Raw genomic sequence first — 23,535 nt, 5'->3', positions numbered from 1 at the left:
GGACCCGCCTGTGCAGAAGCGCCGTCCGCGACTGTGCAGATCCCGTGCAGCGCACACCGCGGAACCCCTGCGGCGCACACCGCGATCCCCTGCGGCGCACCTCTGCGGATCCCCCTTGCGGCCCATCACGCCGCGGCGGGCGGGCGTGGTGAGGCGTCCGCACCCCCGTGACCTGCGGCGGCATCCGCGCCGATTCCGCCGGTCGTGGTTTCGGGTCCCGGTTCCGGGTAGCCCGGATATGACCAGGAAGGAGGCGCTATGGACCGCCAGTCAAGGCCGGAGACCATGCGGGAGAACGACGTGATCGATCTCCTGATCCAGCAGCACGCCCTCATCCGGGAGCTGTTCGACGAGGTGGACAGATGCCGTGGGAAGGAGCGCAAGGAGGCCTTCAGCCGTCTCGCCCGGCTGCTCGCCGTACATGAGACGGCGGAGGAGGAGATCGTCCACCCCTTCGCCCGGCGCAAGCTGGTCGGCGGGGACGCGATCGTGGACAACCGGCTGCAGGAGGAGGAAGAGGCGAAGGAACTGCTCAGCCGTCTCGACGAGATGGACGCGACGGCGCCGGGGTTCACGCAGGAGCTGGAGAGGCTCAGGGCCGCCGTGTTCGCGCACGCCGCCGCCGAGGAGCGCTATGAGTTCTCCGAACTGAAGGCGTGCACGTCCGAGGGCCAGCGCAGGGCGATGGCCGTGGGGGTCAAGGCCGCGGAGGCCATGGCACCCACGCACCCGCACCCTGGGGTCACCTCACCGGCCGAGAACATCCTGATGGGCACCCCACTCGCGATCATGGATCGCGCCCGCGACCTGATCCGCAAGGCGATGGGCAAGCCCGAGTCCGGCGAGGGCTGAGCTCCCCGCCGGGCAGTGCGGAACTCGCCGCCCGCCCCGGGCGTTGTCCTGGCGACGCGGACGATCCCCCACTGGGGATCCACACGAAAGGCCTGACGATGTCGCCACTGGGCAAGTACTACGTGGGCGCGGCGGTGGTGGCCGTGCTGGTGTTCATCCTGCCGGTGCCGACGATCCTGGCCTGGCTGATCACGCTCGGCGTGCTGGGTGCCCCGGTCGCCGCCTACTTCATGCTCGACGAGTCACAGCGGACGCGCCTGCGGCGCATCCGGCGGCGTCAGATCGGCGGCTGAGGCCCCGGCGCCGGAAGGTCCCGGCCGCTCCCCGTGCGGGATGCGGCCGGGACCTTTCACGCGCTCACGAGGTGGCGGCGATCGTCCTGCGGACGCGCTCGGTGACGCTGCGCTCCAGCACGAAGGACAGGAACGGGATCGTGCCCGACACGAGCACGAGCAGCAGGTAGCCGATCGACCAGCGCGCCTTGATCAGGCCCAGGTTGATCGCGGCCACCAGGTAGACCATGTAGAGGAAGCCGTGGATCGGCCCGACCACCGCGACCATCGTGCCGTTGTCGAAGCCGTACTTGACGACCATGCCGACACAGAGCACGAGCAGCATGACGCCGACGACGTACGCCATGACGCGGTAGAAGTTGAGCGCGGACTCCACGTCGATCAACACCTCTGCTGGGGAAACGGTCACCACACGATATCCGTGCCGGCCGCCGGTTCCGGCCCCAGGGCCCGGAGCGGGGAGCGTCAGGCCTCCATGGGCGCGGCCGGCCCCGCGGACTCCGGCGTCGCCGGCTCCTGCCGCCGCCCGCGCAGGGTGTCGCGGACGAAGTGGAACCACATGTACACGGCGAACAACGCGAAGACCCACCACTGGAGCGCGTAGGCGAGGTTCCGCCAGGTCAGGCCACCGCCGATGGTCGGGGCGGGTACGGCCACGGGCGTCGCGCGGGAGGGCGGCTCCTGGGCGGTGGCGACGACGAATCCGTCCCGCACCCGCGCGTCGGGCCACATGTTGATCAGCTCCGCCGTCGACACGGTCGCCACCTGGCCGCGCGGGAGCAGCCCGGTGCGCTGCACGTCGTCGGTCTGCTCCGCGGGCCGCAGCCGTCCGCTCACCGTGACCGGGCCCTCCGGCACGGCGGTCGCGGGATCCCCGGCCGAGGAGACCCAGCCGCGTACGACCGGGACGACCGTGCCGTCCGCGAGCCGCAGCGGGGTGAGCAGCCAGAATCCGTCTCCCCGGGCGGCCCGCCCGCCGGGCGCGGCGACGTCGGCGACCCGGTCGGCCACCAGGAGCTGGTTCGCCGCGTCGTAGGCGCCCGTCGCGGTCACCTTGCGGCCCACGGCGTCCACGCCGACGTACCGCCCGACCTGGGTCAGTTGCGTGACGGCGACCGGAGCGGGATCGGGGGCCCGTCGCGGCGCGCCCGACGACTCGAAGACGCCGAGCTGCCAGCGGCCGAGGAACGTGAACGACACGAGCACCCCGATGACCAGCAGGTGCAGGGCCACCAGCCGGGGAGACAGAAGGGTGCGGAGCATGGTTACCACGCTATCCGCCGCCTGCGGCGGTCCCGCACGCGCGCCGTGGTCACCCGGCGACCGGCGGGAACGCCCGTCCGTCCGCGCCCCGGCACCGGGAGAGCGCGAAATCCGACAAATCGCGGCCAGGGGACCGCACGTGTCGCTAGAGTCGTGCCATGTCCGACCCTCAGATCGACCCGGCCGGAAACACTCAGGCTTTCCGGGTGTTCGCTCAGCAGCAGGACGCGGAGATCTCCAAGGAGCAGCCGTCCCGCCTGCCGATGTGGATCGCCGTCGGCGTGGCGCTCGTCGTCGTCCTCGCCGTAGTGGTGTACCTCCTGGTTCGCTGACATACCTGTACCAGCCGCCGACGACCGCGCCCGTCGGCGGCTTCACCATGCCTGGACAATCTCTCGGGCGCGGTCATCCGGTGGTTCAGCGGTGGGTGGAGACCACGAGGGCGCTGCCTCCGCCCCGCCGTGCGGGCTCGGCGACGGCCTGGACTCTGCCGTTCCGGAGGAACTCGAGGCCGGTCGCCGCGCCGATCTCTCCCGCCGGGGGCCCGGGGACGTCCGTCAGCGTGTGACCGAGCGCCGTCAGCTCCGCGCCGTACCGCTGGGTGAACGCGGGCTCGGCCTGGGTGGCGGCGCTGTTGCGCTGGGAGGCGCGCGGCGCGGCCACGGCGTCGGGCAGGGACATGCCGAAGTCGAGCCGGTTGACCAGGATCTGCAGCACCGTCGTGATGATCGTGGCGCCACCGGGCGAACCGACGGCGAGCAGCGGGCTGCCGTCCTTGAGCACGATCGTGGGGGCCATGGACGACCTCGGGCGCTTGCCGGGAGCGGGCAGGTTGGGGTCGCCGGGCGCCGGGCCGAAGGTGAAGTCGGTCAGCTCGTTGTTGAGCAGGATGCCGCGTCCCGGGACCACGATCCCGCTGCCGCCGGTCTGCTCGATCGTGATGTTGTAGGCCGCCACGTCGCCCCAGCGGTCGGTCACCACGAGGTGGGTGGTCTCCGGGCCCTCCTTCTTCTCCTCCGGCGCCGAGGCCGCGGGGGCGGCAGGGGTCGTCGGAGTGGCGCAGGCCGAGTAGGAGCCGTCGGGCGATCCGGGCGCGGCGGGGTGCGGCATCGCCCGCGGGCCGATCAGGCAGGCGCGCTCCTTCGCGAACCCGTCCGACAGCAGGTCCCCGAGCGGCACCCGCGTGTACGCGGGGTCGCCGACGTAGGCGTTGCGGTCGGCGAAGGCGAGCCGGGAGGCCTCCAGGTACTCGTGCAGGCCGATCTTCGGCAGCGCCTCCAGGATGTTGAGCGCCTCGCCCACCGTCGATCCGCCCGAGGAGGGCGGCGCCATGCCGTACACGTCCAGGCCCTTGTACGTGACCTTGGTCGGCGGCCGTTCGAGCGCGCGGTACGCCCTGAGATCGCCCACCTCCATGAGCCCGGACCGGACGTTCCGGGTGGCGCCGTCGCGCACCGGCGGCTTCTTCACCGTGGCGACGATCTCCCGGCCGAGGTCACCGCCGTACAGCCAGGCGGGGCCGCGGATGCCCAGCTCACGGTAGGTGCGCGCGAGGTCGGGGTTGCGGAAGGTCGACCCGACCGGCGGCGGCTGCCCGCCCGGCAGATAGAGCGCGGCGGTCGAGGTGAAGTCGGCGAACCGTTCGGCGTTCTGCTGGGTCTGGTCGTAGAACGTCTGGTCGACGACGAAGCCCCTGTCCGCGATCTCGATCGCGGGACGCAGCGCCTGCCGCAGCGACATCGTGCCGTACTTCCGCAGCGCCAGGTCCCACTGCGCGACGCTGCCCGGCACTCCCACCGACAGGCCGCTGCTGACCGCCTCGGCGAACGGGATGCCCTCCAGGGCCGTCGAGGTCATCGCCCGGGGGGCGGTCTCGCGGCCGTCGATCGCGGTCACCTTCCGGTGCCGCGCGTCGTAGTAGACGAGGAAGCCGCCGCCCGCGAGACCGGCCGAGTAGGGCTCGGTCACGCCGAGCGCGGCCGCTCCCGCCACCGCCGCGTCCATCGCGTTGCCGCCCTGGCGCAGCACCGTGAGCGCGGCCTTGCTGGCGTCGAGGTCCACGGTGGCCACCGCGCCGCCGTACCCCTCCGCGACGGGCCGTTTGACCTCCTTCGGAGGTGGCGTGTGTACGGCTGGAGCCGCCTGGGCGGGCGGGGCGAGCAGCCCTGCCAGCGTGAGCACTCCCAGCGACGTGACGACGACACTCCTCATGCGCCCGGCACCTCCACCACGTGAGCGATCACTCCAGCATGACTTACCGGAGTAAAACCGAAGCGGGAATGTCCACTTTTGGACGCCCGCCCCGGCTACTCCCCCGGACGTACGGGGCCATGCGGCCACGGTCGGATGCGACCATCGGCGGGGAGGGCCTAGCGTGCGGATGTGCGCTCCCGTTCCGACTTGTATCACCGCGTCGATCCCGTTCTGCCGGTCGTCGTCGGGATCGCCCAGGTGTTCCTGACGGTGGCCGCCCAGTATTGGCAGTTGCGCAACCCGGACCTCGGTCGGGTGCCGCTGACCTGGTGGGGCTGCCTGTTGCTGCTGGTCGGGCCGGGCGCCATCGCGCTGCGCCGCCGCGCCCCGGTCGTCGCGCTGGTCGTCACGCTCACCGCGACCTCGGTCTACATGCTGTTCGGCTACGCGTACGGACCGGTGTTCCTCAGCCCGATCATCGTGATCGTCAGCGCGGTGGGGAACGGGCACCGCCGCGCGGCGTGGTCGGCGTCGGGGGCGTTCTTCCTGTTCGTGGTCGCCTACGCCACCTGGTTCATCCCCCACCGGGCGGGGCTCTTCCACCACACCGCGGTGGCCGCGTACCTGCTGCTCACGCTGACCGTCGCGGAGTGGCACCGGGTGCGCCGCGAGCGCCTGGCCGAGCGCCGGCGGGTGGCCCGCGAGGAGGCCAGACGGCAGGCCAGCGAGGAACGGCTGACCATGGCCCAGGAGCTGCACGACGTGCTCGCCCACAACATCTCGCTGATCCACGTGCAGGCGTCCACCGCGCTGCACCTGCTGGACGATCATCCGGAGCAGGCCCGCACCGCGCTGACCGCGATCAAGCAGGCGTCGCGAGACGTGCTCACGGAGATGCGCGGGGTGCTCAGCCTGCTGAAGGACGGCGCGCCGCGGTCCCCCACGGCCGGGATGGCCCACCTCGACGGCCTCGCCGCGGGCAGCGGCCTGCCCGTGACCGTGGAGGTCGCCGGGGAGCCGCGCCCGCTGCCCCCCGGCATCGACCGGGCCGGTTACCGGATCGTCCAGGAGTCGCTCACCAACGTCTCCCGGCACGCGCCGGGCTCCCGCGTGACGATCAACGTCGCGTACGCCGCCGAGGAGCTGCGCCTGGTGATCGAGGACGACGGCGCCGGGACGGCGCGCGCGGTGGCGGGGCTGGGGGGCGGCAACGGCATCCCCGGCATGCGCGAGCGGGCGGCGGCGCTCGGCGGATCGCTGTCGGCCGGTCCCCGGCCGGGCGGCGGCTTCCGCGTGGCGGCCCGCCTCCCCCTGCCGCTGGCACCCCCGCCATCAGTACCCCTGTCCACGGAACCGGAGGAACCGAAGTGATCCGCGTGCTGCTCGCCGACGACCAGGCCCTGGTGCGGGCCGGGTTCCGGGCCCTGCTCGACGCGCAGGAGGGCATGACCGTCGTGGGCGAGGCGGGCGACGGCGAGCAGGCCGTCCTGCTGACCCGGGACCTGCGCCCCGACGTGGTGCTGATGGACATCAGGATGCCCGGCACGGACGGCCTGACCGCCACCCGCCGCATCGCCGGCGACCCCGGTCTCGCCGACGTGAAGATCATCATGCTCACGACGTTCGAACTGGACGAGTACGTCTTCGAGGCGCTGCGCGGCGGCGCGAGCGGCTTCCTGGTCAAGGACACCGAGCCGGCCGAGCTCATCCAGGCGGTCAGGGTGGTGGCCGGCGGCGACGCGCTGCTGTCCCCCGGTGTGACACGCCGCCTCATCGCCGAGTACGCCGCCCGGGCCAAGGAACCGGGCGTCACCACCGGCCTCACCCCGCTGACCGAGCGGGAGCGGGAGGTGCTCGCCCTCGTGGGCGCCGGCATGACGAACGACGAGATCGCCACCCGTCTCTACATGTCGCCCGCGACGGCGAAGACTCACGTCAGCCGCATGATGACCAAACTGCACGCCCGTGACCGGGCGCAACTCGTCGTCATCGCGTACGAGTCGGGTCTGGTGAAGCCCGGCTGGCTCGTGTGAAAGGGCTTGAGTCTCCACCGACTGGAGGGTCCAGGCTGTGGATGTGAACGACCGCAGCGAGTCGAATCCGCTCACGATCGGGGAACTGGCGCGCCTGACCGGCGTGCCGGTTCGCACGATCCGGTTCTGGTCGGACGCCGGGGTGCTCCCGGCGGCCGGCCGGTCGGCGGGCGGTTACCGGCTCTACGACACGCAGGCCGTGGCCCGGCTGCACCTGGTGCGTACGCTGCGCGACCTCGGGCTCGACCTGCCCACCGTGGAGCGGGTCGTGACCAGGCGGACCGGCCTGACGGAGGTGGCGCGGACGCACGTCGCCGTGCTCGACGCGGAGATCCGCGTCCTCCAGGCCCGGCGCGCCGTCATGCGGTCGGTCGCGGAAGGCCACTGCACCGCTGAGGAGATGAGACTGATGCACGAACTGTCCCGGCTGTCCGCACGAGAGCGGCGGCGGATCGTCGACGACTTCGTCGAGGAGGTGTTCGCCGGCACCGACCCCGCCGCGCCCGGCGCGGGGATCGCGCAGTCGATGCGCGGGCTGCCCGAAGAGCTGCCGGACGAGCCCACCGTCGAACAGGTGGAGGCCTGGATCGAGCTCGCCGGGCTGGTCGCCGACCCCGGCTTCCGGGAGCGGGTGCGCCAGATGGCCACCAGTCAGGCCGAACCTTCGGTGCCGCATGACTCGCAGGCGATCCTGACCGAGGCCGGGCGGGCCCTGGACCAGGGGATCGACCCGGAGTCGGCGGAGGGCGGGCAGATCGTCGATCGGCTGGTCGGGCCCGGCCTGTCCGCCGACGAGCGCGCGCGGCTCGCCGACGCGCTGGAGAGGTTCACCGACCGCCGGGTGGAGCGTTACTGGCAGCTGCTCGGCGTGCTCAACGACCGGCCGCCGTTCGCGCCCGCGGTGCCGGCGTTCGAGTGGTTCATCGCGGCGCTGCGCGCCGCACGCTGAGGCGGGCCCCGGCAGGGCCGTCAGCGCGTGGGACGGCGCCCGCCTGTCCGCATGCGGATGATCCGGGGCGGCGCGGCGAGCGGAGCGGGCAGGCGGAACGGGCCGCGGCCGGGGGTGAGTGAGCCCAGCACCCGCGGCCCCGACGCGCCCGTGCACGCGGGCACGGTGCCCGGCAGGCCGTGCGCGGTCAGCCAGCCGAGATAGGAGAACGCGACGGCCTCCTTGGCGTCCGGCGGCACGCCGAGGCGGTCGCTCGGCAGCAGCCGCACTCCGCCGGACCGCACGCGCAACTCCCGCATCAGGACCGGGTTGCGCGTGCCGCCGCCGGAGACGACCACCGTGCCCAGCCGGTGCCGCCGGATCTCCGCCGCGACCGTCTCGGCGGTGAGCGCGGCCAGCGTCGCCGTCAGGTCGGGCAGGCCGAGCCCGTACGGCCCGGCCACCCGGTCGAGGTACCCCGCGTGGAACAGTTCCTTGCCCGTCGTCTTGGGCGGCGGGCGGTGGTAGTACGGCTCGGCGAGCAACTCGGCCAGCAGGCCGTCGTGGACCCGCCCCGCCGCCGCCAGCCGGCCGTCCTCGTCGTACGGCCTGCCGGTGGCGGCGAGCACGGCCGCGTCCATGAGCGCCGAGGCCGGTCCCGTGTCATAGGCGAGCGGCCGCGCCCACCCGGTGGAGTCCTCGGCGTGGTCCGCGTCCCGGCTCACGGCGTGGTTCCCGGCGTGGTTCGCTGCACGGTCCTCGGCGTCGTCCGCGTCCCGGCTCACGGCATGGTTCTCGGCGTGGTCGTGCCGGCTCACGTCGGCCGCCACGGTGAGGTTGGCGATGCCGCCGAGGTTCAAAGCGCCGAGCCGCCCCACCGGCCCGGACCGTCCGTCCGACTCGCGCGACTCGCCTGGTTCGGCCTGCTCGGGTGACTCGGCCAGCCCGGCCAGCAGCGGCAGGTCGAAGGCGGACACGAGCGGGGCGCCCTGCCCGCCCGCGGCCACGTCGCGGGCCCGCAGGTCCGACACGACCGGCACGCCGAGCCGTTCGGCGATCCAGGCGGCCTCGCCGAGCTGCAGCGTGCCGCGCACCCGGCCGTCCTCCACCCAGTGGTACAACGTCTGCCCGTGCGAGCAGACGAGGTCGGCGGGCGGGCAGCCCGCCGCCGCCTCGGCGAACGCCCGGCCCACCAGCGTGTCGAGCCGGCAGACCGCGCCCATGTCCGTGGTGTTCGGCGGCAGCGCGGCCAGGATCGCGGCCCGTGACTCGGGCGTGTACGGCGTCGTGCCGGTGTGCTCGACGACCCCCTCCACGACGCCGGTGAGCACGTCGCCGGTCAGAGCCCAGTCGACGAGCGCGGTGTCGATCCCGTCGTGGGAGGTCCCGGAGATCAGCCCGAGCACCCGCACCTGCCCACCTCCCGCACGTCCTGTACCGGCCAGGCCATGGCGGAAACCTCCCCGCGAATCAGCGGCGATAAAAGAAAGCGTCATGGCCGTGTAATCTGCCCCAGGAGGTCTTCACTCGGACGCGTCACCCGTGCCCGTCACGGCGGACATGTATCGGAATATGAGCTTCCGGTGCCCGTTGTCGCGCCTGGGTGAGTCTGCGGGTCCTAAGCTGATCGCGCACAGGAGAGGCTCTGACGTGACCAACGAGAACGAGGGCGCCGCGCCGGTCAACCCGATCGCGACGGTGCGTGCGGTGCTGCCCTCGCTCACCCCCGCCGCCCAGACGATCGCGCGCCTCATCCTCGACGACCCCGCCTCGGTGGCCCGCAGCACGATCACCGAGGTCAGCGCGATCTCGGGGATCAGCGAGGCGACGATCGTGCGGACCGCGCGGTCGCTGGGCTTCGCCGGCTACTCACAGCTGCGGTTCGCCCTGGCGGCGGCCGTGGCCAGGGACACCCCCGAAAGGCTCGTCCCCGGCGACCTCTCCCCGGACGACCCGCTGACCGACGTGATCGCGAAGGTCACGCGGGCCGAGTCGCAGGCGCTCGCCGACACGGCGGCCCAGCTCGACCCGGACGACCTCGCCTCGGTGGTGGACGCCGTCGCCGCCGCCCGCCGCGTGGACGTCTACGGGGTCGGCGCCTCCGGCCTCGTCGCCATGGACATGGTGCAGAAGCTGCTGCGCATAGGGCTGCCCGGCCACCACTTCACCGACGCGCATCTCGCGCTCACCAGCGCCGCGCTGCTGCGCGAGGGCGACGTCGCCGTCGGGGTGAGCTGCACCGGCGAGACCCCTGACGTGCTGGGCCCGATGCGGGCCGCCCGCCGGGCCGGCGCGACCGTGGTCGCGATCACCAACAACCCGCGGTCGTCCCTGGCCGGGCTCGCCGGCCACGTCCTGATCTCGGCCGGGCGCGAGTCGGCGTTCCGCCCGGGCGCGCTCGCCAGCAGGATCAGCCAGCTGCTCATCGTCGACTGCCTCTTCGTCGGCGTCGCCCAGCGCACCTTCGACGCCTCGGACGCCGCCCTCCGCGCGACCCGTGTCGCGCTCGACGACTACCTCGGCGACGCCCACCGCCGCGCTCGCACGGCCTGAGCGCTTCCGGTCACCCCGCCGGCCCACCCGGCCGGCTCACCCCGTCCGCTCGCTCGGCCCCTTCATCGGGGCCGGCCGTGGCGCTGTTGTCTCTCCCCTGCCTCTGCCCTGTCTCTGGCAGGTCAGCGAACTGTTACTGGCCGAGTCCATTCGATCACATTACGTTGCGAGCAAAGGCCCCGCCGTACGAGGAGGACTCGTGAAGTCCATCGCCCGATTCTGTGGCAACTGCAGTTGTGGCTGTCCCGAGCTGTTCGTGGACGTGTCCGCCCCGGCCGAGCGCCGTGTCGTGATCACCGACGACTTCGGCCAGAGGGTGGAGATGAGTCTCGACCAGCTCGGTTCGCTCGTCGAGGCCGCGAAGACCGGCGTGCTGGACGAGCTGGCGCTCACCGGCTGACCGTGAACCCGGCCGCCCTGTTCGCCGGGGGTCTCGTCGCCGGTCTGGCCGCGGGTACGGCATCGTGCGCCGCGGTCCAGGGCGGTCTTCTCATCGGCCTCGTCTCCCCCGGCCCCCCCGGAGCCACGGGCGCCGCCGGAACCGCCGGAACCGGCCGTGCCAGCCGTACGACCGGTGCCTCCCGTACCACCCGGGACGTTCGGGACGCGCTGCCCGCGGTGGCGGCGTTCCTTACCGGGCGGCTCGCCGCCCACACCGCCCTGGGGGCGCTGCTGGGCCTGGCCGGTTCGGCCGTGCGGCTCGGCCCGCAGACCCGGGCGGCCCTGCTGGTCGCCGCCGGGATCGCGGTGACCGTCCTCGCCGTACGGATGCTCGCCCGGCGCGGCCGCGCCGGATGCGCGGCCGCGCCGCCCGGCCACCTCGGCTGCTCAGACGGAGACACGCAGGACACGGCACACGCGAGCACGGCGCGGACGAGCACGGCGCACACGAGCACGGCGCACACGAGCACGGCACACGCAGGCACGGCGCGGGCGGCCGGGCTCGGCCTGACCACGATCCTGATGCCCTGCGGGGTCACGGTGAGCCTGGAGGTCGTGGCCGTCTCGGCGGGCTCCGCGCCGGGCGGCGCCGCCGTGCTCGCCGGGCTCGCCCTCGGCACCGCTCCGGCCCTCGCCGCGCTCGGGCTGCTCCTGCGCGGGCTCGCCACGACCCGGCTCGCCGCCCTCGGGGGCGTCGCGGCCCTGGCCGCCGGGCTGTTCACCGCCGGGTCGGGGCTGCGGCTCGGCGACTGGCTCCCGGAGATCGGGTCCCCGGCCGCCGCCGCGGCCCGCGCGTCGATCGGCGCGGACGGGGTCCAGCGGCTCACGATCTGGGCGACCGACCGGGGTTTCCGGCCCGGCGTCGCCGTCGCGACCGCCGGGCGGCCCGTCGAGATCGTCTTCAGGACCTCCGGCGACCGCGGCTGCACCCGCGCCGTCGCCGTCGACGGCCGCGACGTCGTGCTCCCCGTGACAGGCGCGCGTACGGTGCGGCTGCCCGCACGGCCGGAGGGACGGCTGCGCTACGCCTGCGGGATGGGGATGTACGTGGGCTTCATCGAGTTCGAGCGTCCCTTGACGTCAACGTCTTCCCGATAACGCTCCGTGACGTCCTGGTTACGTGTCACCCTGTCTGGCATGACACTAGTGGGAGCAGCGGAGACGACCGCGTGGATCGGGATACCGGTCTCGCGCATCCCCGGACCCCTGGAACCGAGCGAGGCCGATCTGCTCGGCAGAGCCCGTGACGGCGACCGCGAGGCGGCGCACCGGCTGGGCCGGCTGTGCGCGGAGCGCGACGACCGGCTGGGCGCCCGGCACTGGTGGGAGCGGGCGGCACAGGCGGGCAACGTCGACAGCGCCTACAACCTGGGGCTCTGGCACCGGATGCACGGCACGACCGAGGAGGCCGTCGGCTGGTTCGAGGCCGCCGCGGGCACCGGAGACGCGGACGCCGCGACCAACCTCGCCTCGTTGCTGCTGGAGCGGCGCGGCGACACGGCCGGTGCGCGGCTGTGGTTCGAGCGGGCCGCCGAGAACGGTTCCCGGCACGCGGCCCGGCGGCTGGCCCTGCTGTGCGAGGACCAGGGCGACGGCATGGGCGCCCGGTGCTGGCACTTCAGGGCCGCCCTGGACGGCGACCTGCGGTCCGCCCACGACCTCGGCTTCCTCGGCTACACGGCGGGCGACGAGGCCGAGGCGTCGCACTGGTGGGAGTACGCGGCGCGCGGCGGCCACGCGGAGGCGGCCTATCACCTGGCCCTGCTCCTGCACACGGCCCGCGACGAGAAGGGCGCGGAGGGGTTCTACCGGCTCGCCGCCCGGGCCGACCACCCCGGCGCCGCCTTCCGGCTGGGCGATCTCGCGCTCACCCGCGGCGACCTGCGCACGGCGCTCGCCTGCTTCGAGCGGGCCGCGCACACGGGCAGCCAGGAGGCACCCCGGATGGCCGGGCTGGTCTGCCTGCGGCTGGACGACCGTCTCTCGGCGGCGCACTGGTTCGGGCGGTCCGCGGCGGACGACCCAGAGGCGGCGTACCGGTTCGGGTCGCTGCTCGTCTCCGAGCACAACGACCTGAAGGGCGCGCGTCACTGGTTCCGGCGGGCGGCCGAGCGCGGGCACCAGGCCGCCCAGGCGGAGCTGCGGAAGGTGCTGCCCCTGACCGGCGGCTGCGTGGAGACCGAGGGCTGCCTGCTGGACCCGCCCCCGCCGTACTGGACCCGCCCGGCGGAGCCGGAGCAGGCGGCGCGCGCCGAGCTGGCGGTGGCGGCGGCGCGCAGGCGCGGCGACGCCGCGGCCGAGCCCGCCGCCCTGGTCGAGATCCTGGGCACCTGGGACCTGGTCGCCCGCGAGTCGCTCAGCCGCGGCCTGACGGAGGGCTGCACCGGCGGCTCGGCGGGCGGCGTTGCGGGTGGTGTGGTGGGCGGCATGGTGGAGTTGCTCGCCCGGATGAGCGGGCTGCACCTGGCCGCCATCGAGCATCTCGGCCTGGTGCGCGCCACCCTGATGCGGCCCGGCACGGCTCCGTGGCCCACTCCCGCCGAGGTCGAGCACGTCCTCGGCACCGCGCGGGACCTGCGCGGCCACTTCGGGCTGCGCTGACCTCCACTTCCCGGCCGCGCCCGGCACGCCGGTCAGGCGGCGATGACCTCCGGGACCGGCGTGTACGACAGGCCGTGGGCGACCGCGACCGGCTCGTTGGTCAGCACCCCGGCGTGGGTGTTGAGGCCCAGCGCGAGCGCCTCGTCGCCGCGCAGCGCGTCCCGCCAGCCCTTGTCGGCGAGCTTGACGACGTAGGGCAGGGTCGCGTTGGTGAGCGCGAAGGTGGAGGTGTTGGCCACCGAGCCCGGCATGTTCGCGACACAGTAGAAGACCGATTCGTGCACGCGGAACGTCGGGTCGTCGTGGGTGGTCGGCCGGGAGTCCTCGAAGCATCCGCCCTGGTCGATCGCGATGTCGACGAGCACGGAGCCCGGCTTCATGCGGGAGACGAGCTCGTTGGACACGAGCGTCGGGGCCTTCGCGCCCGGGATGAGCACCGCGCCGATGACCAGGTCGGCCTCCAGCACGGCCCGCTCGACGGCGTACTGCGTGGAGACCAGCGTCTTCAGCCGGCCCTGGTAGATGGCGTCGATGAAGCGGAGGCGGTCGATGTTGATGTCGAGGATCGTCACGTCCGCGCCCATGCCGACGGCGATCTGCGCCGCGTTGAGGCCGGAGACGCCGCCGCCGATCACGACGACCTTGGCCGGGGCCACGCCGGGCACGCCGCCGGGAAGCACGCCGCGCCCGCCGTTGAACCGCATCAGGTTGTACGCGCCGACCTGCGGGGCGAGCCGCCCGGCGACCTCCGACATCGGGGCCAGCAGCGGCAGCGTGTTACCCGCCTGGACCGTCTCGTACGCGACGGCCGTGGTGCCGGCCGCGAGCAGCGCGTCGGTGCAGGGCCGGGAGGCGGCCAGGTGCAGGTACGTGAACAGGATCTGGTCCGCGCGGAGCCGGTGGTACTCCTCCTCGATCGGCTCCTTGACCTTGAGGATCATCTCCGACTCGGCCCACACCTCGTCGGCGCCCTCGACGAGCTTGGCGCCGGCCGACAGGTACTCCTCGTCGGTGATGTGGGAGCCGAGACCGGCGCCGCGCTGGACGCTGACCTCGTGCCCGTGACGGACGAGCTCGTGGACGCCGGCCGGGGTGGCGGCGACGCGGTATTCGTGGTTCTTGACCTCGGCGGGCACACCGATCTTCATGGAATACGTCCTTTCAGGCGGTCACTCGTCACGGTCGCCCCCTACCCGGCCGAACGAGCTTGATGGTCTAAAGGCGGGCCCACGCCTCGGTGAGCACCGAACGGAGGATCGACTCGATCTCGTCGAACTCCTTGGGGCCGCAGATCAGCGGCGGGGCGAGCTGCACGACCGGGTCCCCGCGGTCGTCCGCCCGGCAGTACAGGCCGGCGTCGAAGAGCGCCTTCGAGAGGAAGCCGCGCAGCAGGCGCTCCGACTCCTCGGCGTTGAAGGTCTGCTTGGTGGACTTGTCCTTGACCAGCTCGATGCCGTAGAAGAAGCCGGAGCCGCGGACGTCGCCGACGATCGGCAGGTCCCGCAGCCGGTCGAGAGTGGCCCTGAACACCGGCTCGTTGGCCGTGACGTGTTCGAGCAGGCCGTCCCGCTCGAAGATGTCGAGGTTGGCCAGGGCGACGGCGGCCGACACCGGGTGACCGCCGAAGGTGTAGCCGTGCGCGAAGGTCTCGGACCCGTGCTTGAACGGCTCGAACAGCCGCTCCGAGACGATCATCGCCCCGATGGGCGAGTAACCGCTGGTCAGACCCTTGGCGCAGGTGATGATGTCCGGCACGTAGTCGAACTTCTGGCCGCCGAACATCGTGCCCAGCCGGCCGAAGGCGCAGATCACCTCGTCCGAGACGAGCAGCACGTCGTGGGTGTCGCAGATCTCGCGCAGGCGCTGGAAGTATCCGGGGGGCGGCGGGAAGCAGCCGCCGGCGTTCTGCACCGGCTCGACGAAGACGGCGGCCACGGTGTCCGGGCCCTCCATCTCGATGGCCTTGCCGACCTGGTCGGCGGCCCAGCGGCCGAACGCCTCGGGGTCCTTCTCCAGGCCGGGGAAGCCGGAGATCTCGTCGGCGCGGTAGAGGTTCGTGTTGGGGGCCTTGATCGCGCCGGGGACCAGCGGCTCGAAGATCTGCTTGAGCGCCGGGATGCCGGTGATCGACAACGCGCCCTGCGGGGTGCCGTGGTAGGCGATGGACCGGCTGACGACCTTGGTCTTCAGCGGCTTGCCCTTGATCTTGAAGTACTGCTTCGCCAGCTTCCAGGCCGACTCGACGGCCTCGCCGCCGCCGGTGGTGAAGAAGACCCGGTTGAGGTCGCCGGGGGTGAGCTCGGCGAGCCGGGCGGCGAGCTCGGCGGCCTGGGGATGCGCGTACGACCACAGCGGGAAGAACGCCAGCTCCTTGGCCTGCCGTGCGGCGGCCTCGGCGAGCTCGGCGCGGCCGTGCCCGACCTGGACCACGAACAGCCCGGCCAGGCCGTCGAGGTAGCGCTTGCCGTGGATGTCGTAGACGTAGGCCCCCTCGCCCCGCACGATCATGGGCACCTCCCCTCCCTCGTAGGAGGAGTGGCGCGTGAAGTGCATCCACAGATTGTCCTGTGCGGCCTTGAGAACGTCGGGGCGCGTCATCGCAACCTTCCCTGAAGTGATCCGTGCTGCCCACAGTGTGCACGCCGCTTCTGCGTTTTGCCAAGTGATTACGTGGCTTCACTATGCAAGAAGTTCGGATTCCGCGACATCGTGTTGTAACGGCAACGAAATCCGTCAAGGTAGATTGAGGCAGCCGAGACGTCGGCGGAGGGTCGGCGGGCCGTGTGGTCAAATGGGGTCCATCGGTCGGCCGTAACGACCGAAACCACGCACATCGGGAGAACGCCGTGACACCTGAGGAGATCGAGCGCGCCGTCGAAGCCGGCATGCCGCAGACGGTCGAGGACCTCAAGCGCCTGGTCGCCATCCCGTCCGTCGCGTTCCCCGGCCACGCCGAGGCCCCGGTCCTGGAGGCCGCGGCGCTCGTGGAGCGCCTGCTGCGCGCGGCCGGCCTCCCCCACGTCAGGCAGATTCCGGTCGAGGGCAGCTTCCCCGCCGTGTTCGCCGAGGCGCCCGCCCCCGACGGCGCCCCGACCGTGCTGCTGTACGCGCACTACGACGTGCAGCCCTCGGGCGACCTCGCCCTGTGGCGCACCCCGCCCTTCGAGCCCACGATCGTCGACGGAGCCGTGTACGGCCGTGGCGTCGCCGACGACAAGAGCGGCGTCATCATGCACGTCGCCGCGCTGCGCGCCTTCGGCGGCCGGTTCCCGGTCGGCGTGAAGGTCATCGTGGAGGGCCAGGAGGAGTACGCCGGGGAGCGTCTGGAGGACTTCGTCGCGGCCAACCCCGAACTGCTGCGCGCGGACGCCATGGTCATCGCCGACGTCGGCAACCCCGAGGTGGGCGACCCCGCCCTCACGACCTCGCTGCGGGGCATGGCCGCGTTCACGATCGAGGTCCGCACGCTCGCCGAGGCCCTGCACAGCGGCGCCTTCGGCGGCGCCGCCCCCGACGCGCTGGCCGCGCTCATGCGCATGCTGAGCGCGATGCACGACGACAACGGCGTGGTACGCGTGCCGGGCCTGGAGCCCGGCGCCTTCCCCGGCGAGGCACTGGCGGAGGAGGAGTTCCGCGGTCTCGCCGGTGTGCTCGACGGCGTCTCGCTCGTCGGGGACGGCTCACTCGCCGACCGCCTGTGGGCGTCGTACGCGATCACGGTGACCGGGCTGGACGTGCCGACCGTGAGCGGCGCGATCAACGCGGTCCAGGCCGTCGCCCGGGCCCGCGTCACGATCCGCATCCCGGCGAGCGGGAGCGCCAGGCAGGCGCTGGACGACGTGATGGCCTTCCTGGAGAAGGTCGCGCCCTGGGGCGTCAAGGTCTCCTTCGGCGACTTCGTCACCGGCTCCGGGTTCCAGATCGAACCGGGCGGCCCGGCCATGAACGCCGCCGAGCGGGCGCTGGAGCGGGCGTTCGGGCGGCCGCCGCGGCAGGTCGGCCAGGGCGGGTCGATCCCGCTGGTCGCGGCCCTCGCCCGGCAGTTCCCCCAGGCCGAGATCCTGCTCTACGGCGCGGAGGACGACGGCGCCTCGATCCACGCCCCGAACGAGCGGCTGGTGCTGGAGGAACTGCGGCGGACCATCGTCACCGAGGCCCTCTTCCTCGCCGACTACGGCGGCTGGCACGGCGCTTCCTGACCACGGCGCTTTCTGACCACGGTCGGTAGCGCGGGTGCGGGAAGGCCCGGCGGCTGAGGGGGGCCGCCGGGCCTTCCGTTTCCCTCGCATTCCCTCGCACGTGCCTCCTCGCACGTGCCGGAACGTCCTACTGGTAGTGGATGTCTGAGGCGCTGTAGAGGCAGTTCGTCCCGTCGGCGCCGCTGCCGATCTCCGTGGGCTCGCTGCCCTTGGGCACGCCCTTGTACTTCAGGCAGACGATCATCTTGTGGTTCGGGTCGTTCTTGATCGTGATGTTCGAGAAGCGCGCGGTGTCGCCCCAGTTGGTGTTGATGCCCGCGAGCGCCTTGCCGGGGTAGGTCGCCACGATGTTCGACATCTGCACGTGCCGCTGGTAGGAGTTCGTGCAGTTGCCGCAGGCGCGGTAGAGCTTGCCGAAGTTGTCCACCTGGAAGTTCCTGATGACCATGGTGCCCGGCCCGTTGTGCTGGAACACCTTGTCGGAGGCGCTCCTCGCCCCACCGCCGTCGATGGTCATGACCTGCGACGACGAACTGCCCAGCAGGGTCGCGGCGTCCTCGCCGACGTCCTCCCACCAGACGTTCTGCAGGGTGCAGCTGCCCAGGCAGTGGACGCCGTCCGCGCCGGGAGAACCGATGATCACGTTCTTGAGCGTCGCGCCGTTGGCCAGCTCGAAGATGGGCTTCTGGCTCTCGCTCTGCCCGCCGTCACCCATGGCGCCACTCGCGTAGTAGCGCCTCAGGTTGCCGTCCATCGTGCCGGAGACGCTGATCGTGCTGGTGACCGCCTGCGATCCGTTCGCGCTCGGCCAGCCGGACGGCGGCGTCGGGTTGCTCGTGGGGGTCCCCGTGGGGGTGGAGGTCGGGGTGCTGGTGGGGGTCCCGCTCGGGGTGGAGCCGGTGGGCTGGAGGGTCCATTGTTTGGTGGCGACCGAGTCGCAGGAGTTCTGCTGGACGAGGGCGCCGGAGGTGGTGGAGTTGTCGGCGGTGTTGAGGCATTTGTCGCTGTTGGCGTTGACGATGCGGTAGGTGGATCCGGAGGCGGTGAGTTCCCAGGTTTGGGAGGTGGCGCCGGTGCAGGTTTCCTGTTGGACGGCTTTGCCGGCGGAGGTGGAGGCGCCGGTGACGCCGGCGCATTTGCCGCTGTTGCCGGCGGTGAGGCGGACGCCGCTGCCTTGGGCGGACAGGGTCCAGGTCTGGTTGGTCGTGCCGGTGCAGGCCGAGACGGTGAGTTGTACGCCGTCGGAGCCGCTGCTGCCGGGGACGGTGAGGCACAGGCCGCTGGCGCCGTTGACGATGCGGTAGGCGCCGGTGGTGGGTGCGGCGTTGGAGACGCCGGTGAACACGCCGCCGACCAGGGCGACGACCCCGGCGACGGCGCCGGCCACCCCGGCTGCGTTTCTGGTGCTCCTTCTCAAGGCCGAGCTCCTTGCGTGTCGTGCAGGACCCCTGACCGAGGGGATGAATCCTGGTCCCACGAGGAATTCATGGACGTGAACGACATTCATGAATCGGAACTGACTTCAAGTTACGGAGCACGCGGATACGGGTCAATGCACCGCACCGGGCATCTCACCGCCCGCTCCGGCCGCCCGCAGGTCTGACCAGGTGAGAGCCGAAGTGCCGCGGCCATCGCGGTGAAAGTTTCATGAAACACGCGTGTGACGCTCCCGGCGGGCGCGCCCCCGCAACGACCACCGGCCGCCGTCGTGGACACGACGGCGGCCGGTGTGCGGGAGGGCTCAGCGCGCGCCGGCGCCGGCCGTGACGACGGACTTGACGCTCGACGGGGTGTCGAGGGAGTAGGAGTAGGGGATGGAGGCCACGCTGCCGCCGGCGTCCCCGCTTCCCGAGCCGACCAGGTAGTTGTTGCGCGCCACGAGGTTGCCCGGGGCCGACGACCCCTCACCGCGGTGGTAGGGATCCTGCACGTTCTCGAAGTAGTTGCTCTCGACCAGCACACCCGCCCCCTCGGTGGAGGCGACGCCGTACCCGCTGTTGCGGTTGTAGTAGTTGTTGAAGACATGCACCGGGTTGCCGAAACGCACGCGCGGATGCCGCTGGGTGGTCCCGTCGAACCAGTTGTGGTGGTAGGTCACCCGAAGGTGCCCGCGGTCCTCCGCGCCGTTGTCGTCGCTGTGACCGAGCAGCATCGTCTTGTCGTGGTTGAAGAGGCGGTTCCACGACACGGTCACGAAGTCGCTGGCCCGCTTGACGTCGATGGCGCCGTCATAGCCGTGTGACAGTGTGTTGTGGTCGATCCACACGTTGGTCGAGTACTGCACGTTGATCGCGTCGTCGCTCCAGTCCCGGAAGATCAGGTTCCGGATGATCACGTTCTTGGCCTCCGACACGTTCAGGCCGCAGCCGACGATCGTGGCCCCGGAGGCGCCGACGATCGTCTTGTTCGACCCCACCCTGAGCATGCCCGAGCACGAGATCGTGCCGGACACCCGGACCACGGAGGCGGTGGTCCCCTGGATCGCGCTCGTCAGGGCCGAGGCGCTGCTGACCGTGACCGTGCCCGCGTTCCCGCCGCCGGTGGTTCCGCCGTTCTGAGTGGCCCATCCGACCAGGCCGCCGCCGTTGCCGCCCGGGGTCTGGGACGGGCTGGGCGACGGACTGGGCGACGGACTGGGCGACGGGGTGCGTGACGGACTCTGCGACGGGGAGGGCTGGCCGGACGGCGATCCGGTGACCCCGCCGGTGCAGGACACCCCGTTGAGGGTGAACGCGGTGGGCACGGGGTTGGACGAGCCCGACGTCCCCTGGAAGCCGATCGAGGTGCTGCCACCGGTGCCGATCGACCCGTTGTAGGAGAGGTTCGTCGCGGTGACACCGGCGCCGCTCTGCGCGTACGTGGCGCCCCAGCCGCTGCTCACCGTCTGGCCGGCCCCGAAAGACCAGCCGAGGGTCCAGTTGGACAGCGGGTCGCCGAGGTTGGTGATCGCGATGTCCGCGACGAACCCGCCGTCCCACTGCGAGGCGACCTTGTAGTCGACCCGGCAGCCCGAGGCGGCGTTCGCCGCCGAGGAGGTCACCCCGACGAGCCCGGCGGCGGCCGCGGCCACCGCGGTGACCGCTCCAAGCAACGCCGCGTGATGTCTGCGCACGGACATCTTCCTGTCCCCTTTCGACCCAAGGATGATGAGGACACCGGTCCAGCCGACCGGCGTTCGAGCAGGCAGCGCCGAGAGGAGGCGCGCGGATCCCAGGCGGCGACCTCGTTCGGCTACATGGATGCGGTTTACATACGGGTGGTGGTGGCGTGAACGTAACCACGAGGACGGGACGGGTCAACGAAGCGCTTCGACAGCGCGGCCGCATCCCGCGAACTGCCTGACAGGGGGCCTCATCGGCCGGAGCGCGCACCTGAAAGTTGCAGGTTCGAGACGCGAAGCCGCGCCCGGCCGCGTACGGGAACATGACCGTGGTGTTAGCGGGGCGAGATGATCGGCAACTAAGGTGATCCGCCGTTCGTCGGGATTAGTACCGGTATCCCGTTGACATGAAGGAGATCCGTGTATCCCCCACCGCAGCAGAAGCGCCGCCGCAGCGTGGCCCCGTTCATCGTCGCGGTCATCGTGGCGGGAGCGCTCATCGTCGGCCTGAAGACGGTGTTCGGCGGGATGCCCGACGTCGGGAAAGCCTTCCGCGGCGACGCGGGCGGCGACTCGGCCGGACGCGCCTGCGGGGACGACGGGATCACCCTGACCGTCTCCGCCTCCAGCGACAAGGCCGAACTGCTCCGCACGATGGCCAGAAGCTACAGCGGCCACGAGGTGGACGGCCGGTGCGTGGATGTCGTGGTGAGCTCCAAGGCGTCCGGTGACGCGATGCAGGCGCTGGCGCGCGGCTGGAACGCGCGGCAGGACGGGCCGAAGCCGGACGTGTGGGCGCCCGCGTCCGCCGGGTGGGTCGCCCTCCTGCGGCACCGCGTCGAGGGCGGCGACCGGCAGTCGCCGGCCTCCGCCGACAACCCCACGATCGCCAAGTCGCCGCTGGTCATCGCGATGCCCAAGCCGATGGCGCAGGCGCTCGGCTGGCCGTCGAAGAAGATCGGCTGGTCGGACGTCCTCGATCTCGCCGACGACCCGAAGGGCTGGGCGAAGTACGACCATCCCGAGTGGGGCCGGTTCCGCCTCGGCAAGACGAACCCGAACTTCTCCACCTCGGGCCTCAACGCGACCGTCGGGGCCTACTTCGCCGCCACCGGGCTGTCGGGCGACCTCACGGAGCGGGACGTCACCGGGGCGAAGGCCCGCGACTTCGTCAAGGGCGTCGAGCGGTCCATCGTGCACTACGGCGACACCACGCTGACCTTCCTGACGAACCTCCAGCGCGCCGACGACGCGGGAACGGCCATGTCCTACATCTCCGCGGTGACCGTGGAGGAGAAGTCGGTGTGGGACTACAACCAGGGCAACCCGACCGGCGACCCGAAGACGCTCGGCGACCACGCGAAGCCGAAGGTCCCGCTGGTGGCGATCTATCCCAAGGAGGGCACGCTCTTCTCCGACCATCCGTACGCCGTGCTGTCCTGGGCGGACGCGGCGAAGAAGGCCGCGGCGGCCGACTTCCTGAAGTACCTGAAGGCGTCCGACCAGCAGAAGGAGTTCGCGAAGTACGCGTTCCGGTCGTTCGACGGCAAGCCGACCGGCCACATCACGGCCGCCGACGGCCTCGACCCCAAGCAGCCGGCGACCACGCTGAGCACCCCGACCCCGCAGGTGCTCGACCGGATGCTGCGAAGCTGGGCGGAGCTGCGCAAGCCCGCCAACGTGCTGATGGTGATGGACGTCTCCGGCTCGATGGGCGCCGACGTCTCCGGCACCGGCAAGACCAAGCTCGACCTCGCGAAGCAGGCCGCGGTCAACGCGCTGCCCCAGTTCGGCCCGAACGACCGCGTCGGCCTGTGGATGTTCTCCCTCAAGCAGGACGGCGAGAAGGACTACCGCGAGCTCGTCCCCATGGGCAGGAACAACCAGTCGCGCCTCAAGAGCCGCATCCAGGGTCTGATCCCCAGCGGCGGCACGGGCCTGTACGACACCGCCCTCGCGTCGTACCAGGAGGTGCTGCGGCACCAGAGCGGCGACGCCATCAACGCGGTCGTGTTCCTGACCGACGGCAAGAACGAGGACAACAACTCCATCTCCCTCGACGACCTGCTGCCGCAGCTGCGTCAGGAGACCGGCCAGGACACGGTGCGCATGTTCACCATCGCGTACGGCGGCGACGCCGACCTCGACGTGCTGCGGCGCATCTCGCAGAGCACCGACGCGGCGGCCTACGATTCCCGCAAGCCCGTGAGCATCGACCAGGTGTTCACCGCCGTCATCTCCAACTTCTGACGATCTCCGACTTCTGACCGGGAGCCCCCTTGTCCCGCTTCACCGAGGAACTGCGCGACCCCTGGGCGCTGCTCCTGGGCGCCACGGCCGCCGGCGCGGCCTGGGCGGTCGACGTCCATCCGGCGGGGGCGGCCGTCGCCGGCGTGGCGGTGTGGCTCACCAAGGCCTTCGCCTCCGCGTGGCAGTCCACGGGAGACGAGAGCCGCCCCGAACCGCAGGAGCCGCCGGTCGCACGCGGCAGCGTGGAGGAGGCCTGGCTGCGGCGGGCCGAGCGCGCCGCCGGGTCGTTCGCCGACCTGGCCGGCTCGATGCGCGGGCAGATCCTGCTCGACCGGATCGCGGACATGCGCCCGCAGGTGGACGACACGGTCGGCACGTTGCGGCGGCTGGCCGGGCACGCCTCCGTCACCGGGTCCGCCCTCGCCCGTTTCGACCCCCGTTTCCTCGACCAGGAACGCGCCCGGCTCACGCAGGCCCGCCGTACGGCACGTCAGGAGGTCGCGGGCGAGCTCGACCGGTCGATCGCCGCGCTGGACGCGCAGCGTGAGGTGTACGGCCGGCTGTCGGGCGCGCGGGAGCGGGTGCTGGCCCGGCTGGAGTCCGGCGCCATCAGCCTGGAGGGCCTGGTCGCGCGGGCCGTCGAGATCTCCGCCATGACCGCGACCTCCGGCGGCGCGGACGGCGGCGGCCAGGCGCTGCACGACCTGACGACGGAGCTCGAACTCACCCGGCAGAGCCTGCACGAGGTCGAGGAGGCGACCCGCCGCGACCTCGGCCCCTGACGAAGGCTCAAAAGGGCGGTGCGAAGGGCGGCTCAGAGGGCGGCGCG

21 protein-coding genes are annotated in these 23,535 nt (G+C 72.1%); 13 read left to right on the top strand and 8 right to left on the bottom strand.

Going from position 1 to position 23,535, the window contains the following annotated elements; translation table 11 throughout:
- The first annotated feature begins 258 nt into the window (after positions 1-258).
- Both HHX37_RS13885 and HHX37_RS13880 read left to right on the top strand, forming a co-directional pair.
- Positions 259-852: a hemerythrin domain-containing protein gene (locus HHX37_RS13885; protein WP_259403307.1), complete on the top strand. Its 594-nt coding sequence runs from the start codon at positions 259-261 to the stop codon at positions 850-852.
- A 98-nt stretch (positions 853-950) separates the two neighbouring features.
- Positions 951-1,145: a hypothetical protein gene (locus HHX37_RS13880; protein ID WP_111700734.1), complete on the top strand. Its 195-nt coding sequence runs from the start codon at positions 951-953 to the stop codon at positions 1,143-1,145.
- A gap of 64 nt (positions 1,146-1,209) precedes the next feature.
- Here HHX37_RS13880 and HHX37_RS13875 read toward each other — a convergent pair whose 3' ends face one another.
- The gene (locus HHX37_RS13875; protein ID WP_225311071.1) at positions 1,210-1,554 is read right to left on the bottom strand and encodes a DUF3817 domain-containing protein; all 345 of its coding nucleotides are present in this window, start codon (positions 1,552-1,554) and stop codon (positions 1,210-1,212) included.
- A gap of 56 nt (positions 1,555-1,610) precedes the next feature.
- Positions 1,611-2,408 (bottom strand): SURF1 family protein, encoded by a 798-nt coding sequence (locus tag HHX37_RS13870; RefSeq protein WP_111700735.1) that lies wholly within the window; start codon positions 2,406-2,408, stop codon positions 1,611-1,613.
- 158 nt (positions 2,409-2,566) lie between these two features.
- Here HHX37_RS13870 and HHX37_RS13865 point away from each other — a divergent pair, with 158 nt between their 5' ends.
- Complete coding sequence (locus HHX37_RS13865) at positions 2,567-2,740, top strand: hypothetical protein (RefSeq protein ID WP_165900670.1); 174 nt, start codon at positions 2,567-2,569, stop codon at positions 2,738-2,740.
- Positions 2,741-2,825: 85 nt separating this feature from the next.
- On the opposite strand, the gene ggt is transcribed toward HHX37_RS13865, so the two are convergent.
- Positions 2,826-4,619: a gamma-glutamyltransferase gene (ggt, locus tag HHX37_RS13860; protein ID WP_182885632.1), complete on the bottom strand. Its 1,794-nt coding sequence runs from the start codon at positions 4,617-4,619 to the stop codon at positions 2,826-2,828.
- A gap of 171 nt (positions 4,620-4,790) precedes the next feature.
- On the opposite strand from ggt, the gene HHX37_RS13855 reads away from it, so the two are divergent.
- The 3 genes from HHX37_RS13855 to HHX37_RS13845 are packed head-to-tail and all read left to right on the top strand — an operon-like array spanning position 4,791 to position 7,583.
- On the top strand, positions 4,791-5,972 hold the full coding sequence (locus HHX37_RS13855) for a sensor histidine kinase (protein ID WP_310740364.1): 1,182 nt from the start codon (positions 4,791-4,793) through the stop codon (positions 5,970-5,972).
- Positions 5,969-6,634: a response regulator transcription factor gene (locus tag HHX37_RS13850; protein WP_182879887.1), complete on the top strand. Its 666-nt coding sequence runs from the start codon at positions 5,969-5,971 to the stop codon at positions 6,632-6,634. The genes HHX37_RS13855 and HHX37_RS13850 overlap by 4 nt, the downstream gene beginning before the upstream one ends.
- 43 nt (positions 6,635-6,677) lie before the next feature.
- The gene (locus HHX37_RS13845) at positions 6,678-7,583 is read left to right on the top strand and encodes a MerR family transcriptional regulator (protein WP_182885631.1); all 906 of its coding nucleotides are present in this window, start codon (positions 6,678-6,680) and stop codon (positions 7,581-7,583) included.
- Between the two features lie 20 nt (positions 7,584-7,603).
- Here the strand turns inward: HHX37_RS13845 and HHX37_RS13840 are convergent, their stop codons facing one another.
- Positions 7,604-8,974: an anhydro-N-acetylmuramic acid kinase gene (locus HHX37_RS13840; RefSeq protein ID WP_310740363.1), complete on the bottom strand. Its 1,371-nt coding sequence runs from the start codon at positions 8,972-8,974 to the stop codon at positions 7,604-7,606.
- A 238-nt stretch (positions 8,975-9,212) separates the two neighbouring features.
- Here HHX37_RS13840 and HHX37_RS13835 point away from each other — a divergent pair, with 238 nt between their 5' ends.
- The 4 genes from HHX37_RS13835 (at position 9,213) to HHX37_RS13820 (ending at position 13,157) form a co-directional block, all read left to right on the top strand.
- Positions 9,213-10,115, top strand: a complete 903-nt coding sequence (locus tag HHX37_RS13835; RefSeq protein WP_310737979.1) for a MurR/RpiR family transcriptional regulator — start codon at positions 9,213-9,215, stop codon at positions 10,113-10,115.
- 199 nt (positions 10,116-10,314) lie between these two features.
- On the top strand, positions 10,315-10,515 hold the full coding sequence (locus tag HHX37_RS37715) for a hypothetical protein (protein WP_167521623.1): 201 nt from the start codon (positions 10,315-10,317) through the stop codon (positions 10,513-10,515).
- Between the two features lie 2 nt (positions 10,516-10,517).
- Positions 10,518-11,654, top strand: coding sequence for a sulfite exporter TauE/SafE family protein (locus tag HHX37_RS13825; RefSeq protein WP_182885628.1), 1,137 nt, complete (start codon positions 10,518-10,520; stop codon positions 11,652-11,654).
- A 39-nt stretch (positions 11,655-11,693) separates the two neighbouring features.
- Complete coding sequence (locus HHX37_RS13820; protein ID WP_182885627.1) at positions 11,694-13,157, top strand: tetratricopeptide repeat protein; 1,464 nt, start codon at positions 11,694-11,696, stop codon at positions 13,155-13,157.
- 32 nt (positions 13,158-13,189) lie between these two features.
- Here the strand turns inward: HHX37_RS13820 and ald are convergent, their stop codons facing one another.
- Together ald and HHX37_RS13810 are read right to left on the bottom strand one after the other, a co-directional pair.
- Entirely contained in the window at positions 13,190-14,305 is a 1,116-nt protein-coding gene (gene ald, locus HHX37_RS13815) for an alanine dehydrogenase (protein WP_182876138.1), read from the bottom strand.
- A 67-nt stretch (positions 14,306-14,372) separates the two neighbouring features.
- Positions 14,373-15,755 (bottom strand): aspartate aminotransferase family protein, encoded by a 1,383-nt coding sequence (locus tag HHX37_RS13810; RefSeq protein ID WP_111699455.1) that lies wholly within the window; start codon positions 15,753-15,755, stop codon positions 14,373-14,375.
- A gap of 248 nt (positions 15,756-16,003) precedes the next feature.
- Here HHX37_RS13810 and HHX37_RS13805 point away from each other — a divergent pair, with 248 nt between their 5' ends.
- The gene (locus HHX37_RS13805) at positions 16,004-17,356 is read left to right on the top strand and encodes a M20/M25/M40 family metallo-hydrolase (protein WP_182885626.1); all 1,353 of its coding nucleotides are present in this window, start codon (positions 16,004-16,006) and stop codon (positions 17,354-17,356) included.
- 127 nt (positions 17,357-17,483) lie between these two features.
- On the opposite strand, the gene HHX37_RS13800 is transcribed toward HHX37_RS13805, so the two are convergent.
- Complete coding sequence (locus HHX37_RS13800) at positions 17,484-18,773, bottom strand: pectate lyase (protein ID WP_259406410.1); 1,290 nt, start codon at positions 18,771-18,773, stop codon at positions 17,484-17,486.
- 324 nt (positions 18,774-19,097) lie between these two features.
- Positions 19,098-20,474 carry a cellulose binding domain-containing protein gene (locus HHX37_RS13795; protein ID WP_182885624.1) on the bottom strand — a complete coding sequence of 459 codons (1,377 nt, stop codon included), beginning with the start codon at positions 20,472-20,474 and terminating at the stop codon, positions 19,098-19,100.
- A 402-nt stretch (positions 20,475-20,876) separates the two neighbouring features.
- Between HHX37_RS13795 and HHX37_RS13790 the strand changes: the two genes are divergently transcribed.
- Together HHX37_RS13790 and HHX37_RS13785 are read left to right on the top strand one after the other, a co-directional pair.
- Positions 20,877-22,706, top strand: coding sequence for a substrate-binding and VWA domain-containing protein (locus HHX37_RS13790; protein WP_182885623.1), 1,830 nt, complete (start codon positions 20,877-20,879; stop codon positions 22,704-22,706).
- Positions 22,707-22,735: 29 nt separating this feature from the next.
- A complete protein-coding gene (locus tag HHX37_RS13785; RefSeq protein ID WP_182879878.1) occupies positions 22,736-23,488 on the top strand; it encodes a hypothetical protein in 753 nt (250 codons plus the stop codon).
- Positions 23,489-23,535 lie beyond the last annotated feature (47 nt).

It is taken from the genome of Microbispora sp. H10885 (assembly GCF_014161415.1).
Classification (GTDB): Bacteria; Actinomycetota; Actinomycetes; order Streptosporangiales; family Streptosporangiaceae; genus Microbispora; species Microbispora triticiradicis.
The sequence above is the reverse complement of the archived record's forward strand: the minus strand, read 5'-3'. Positions and strand labels throughout refer to the sequence as shown.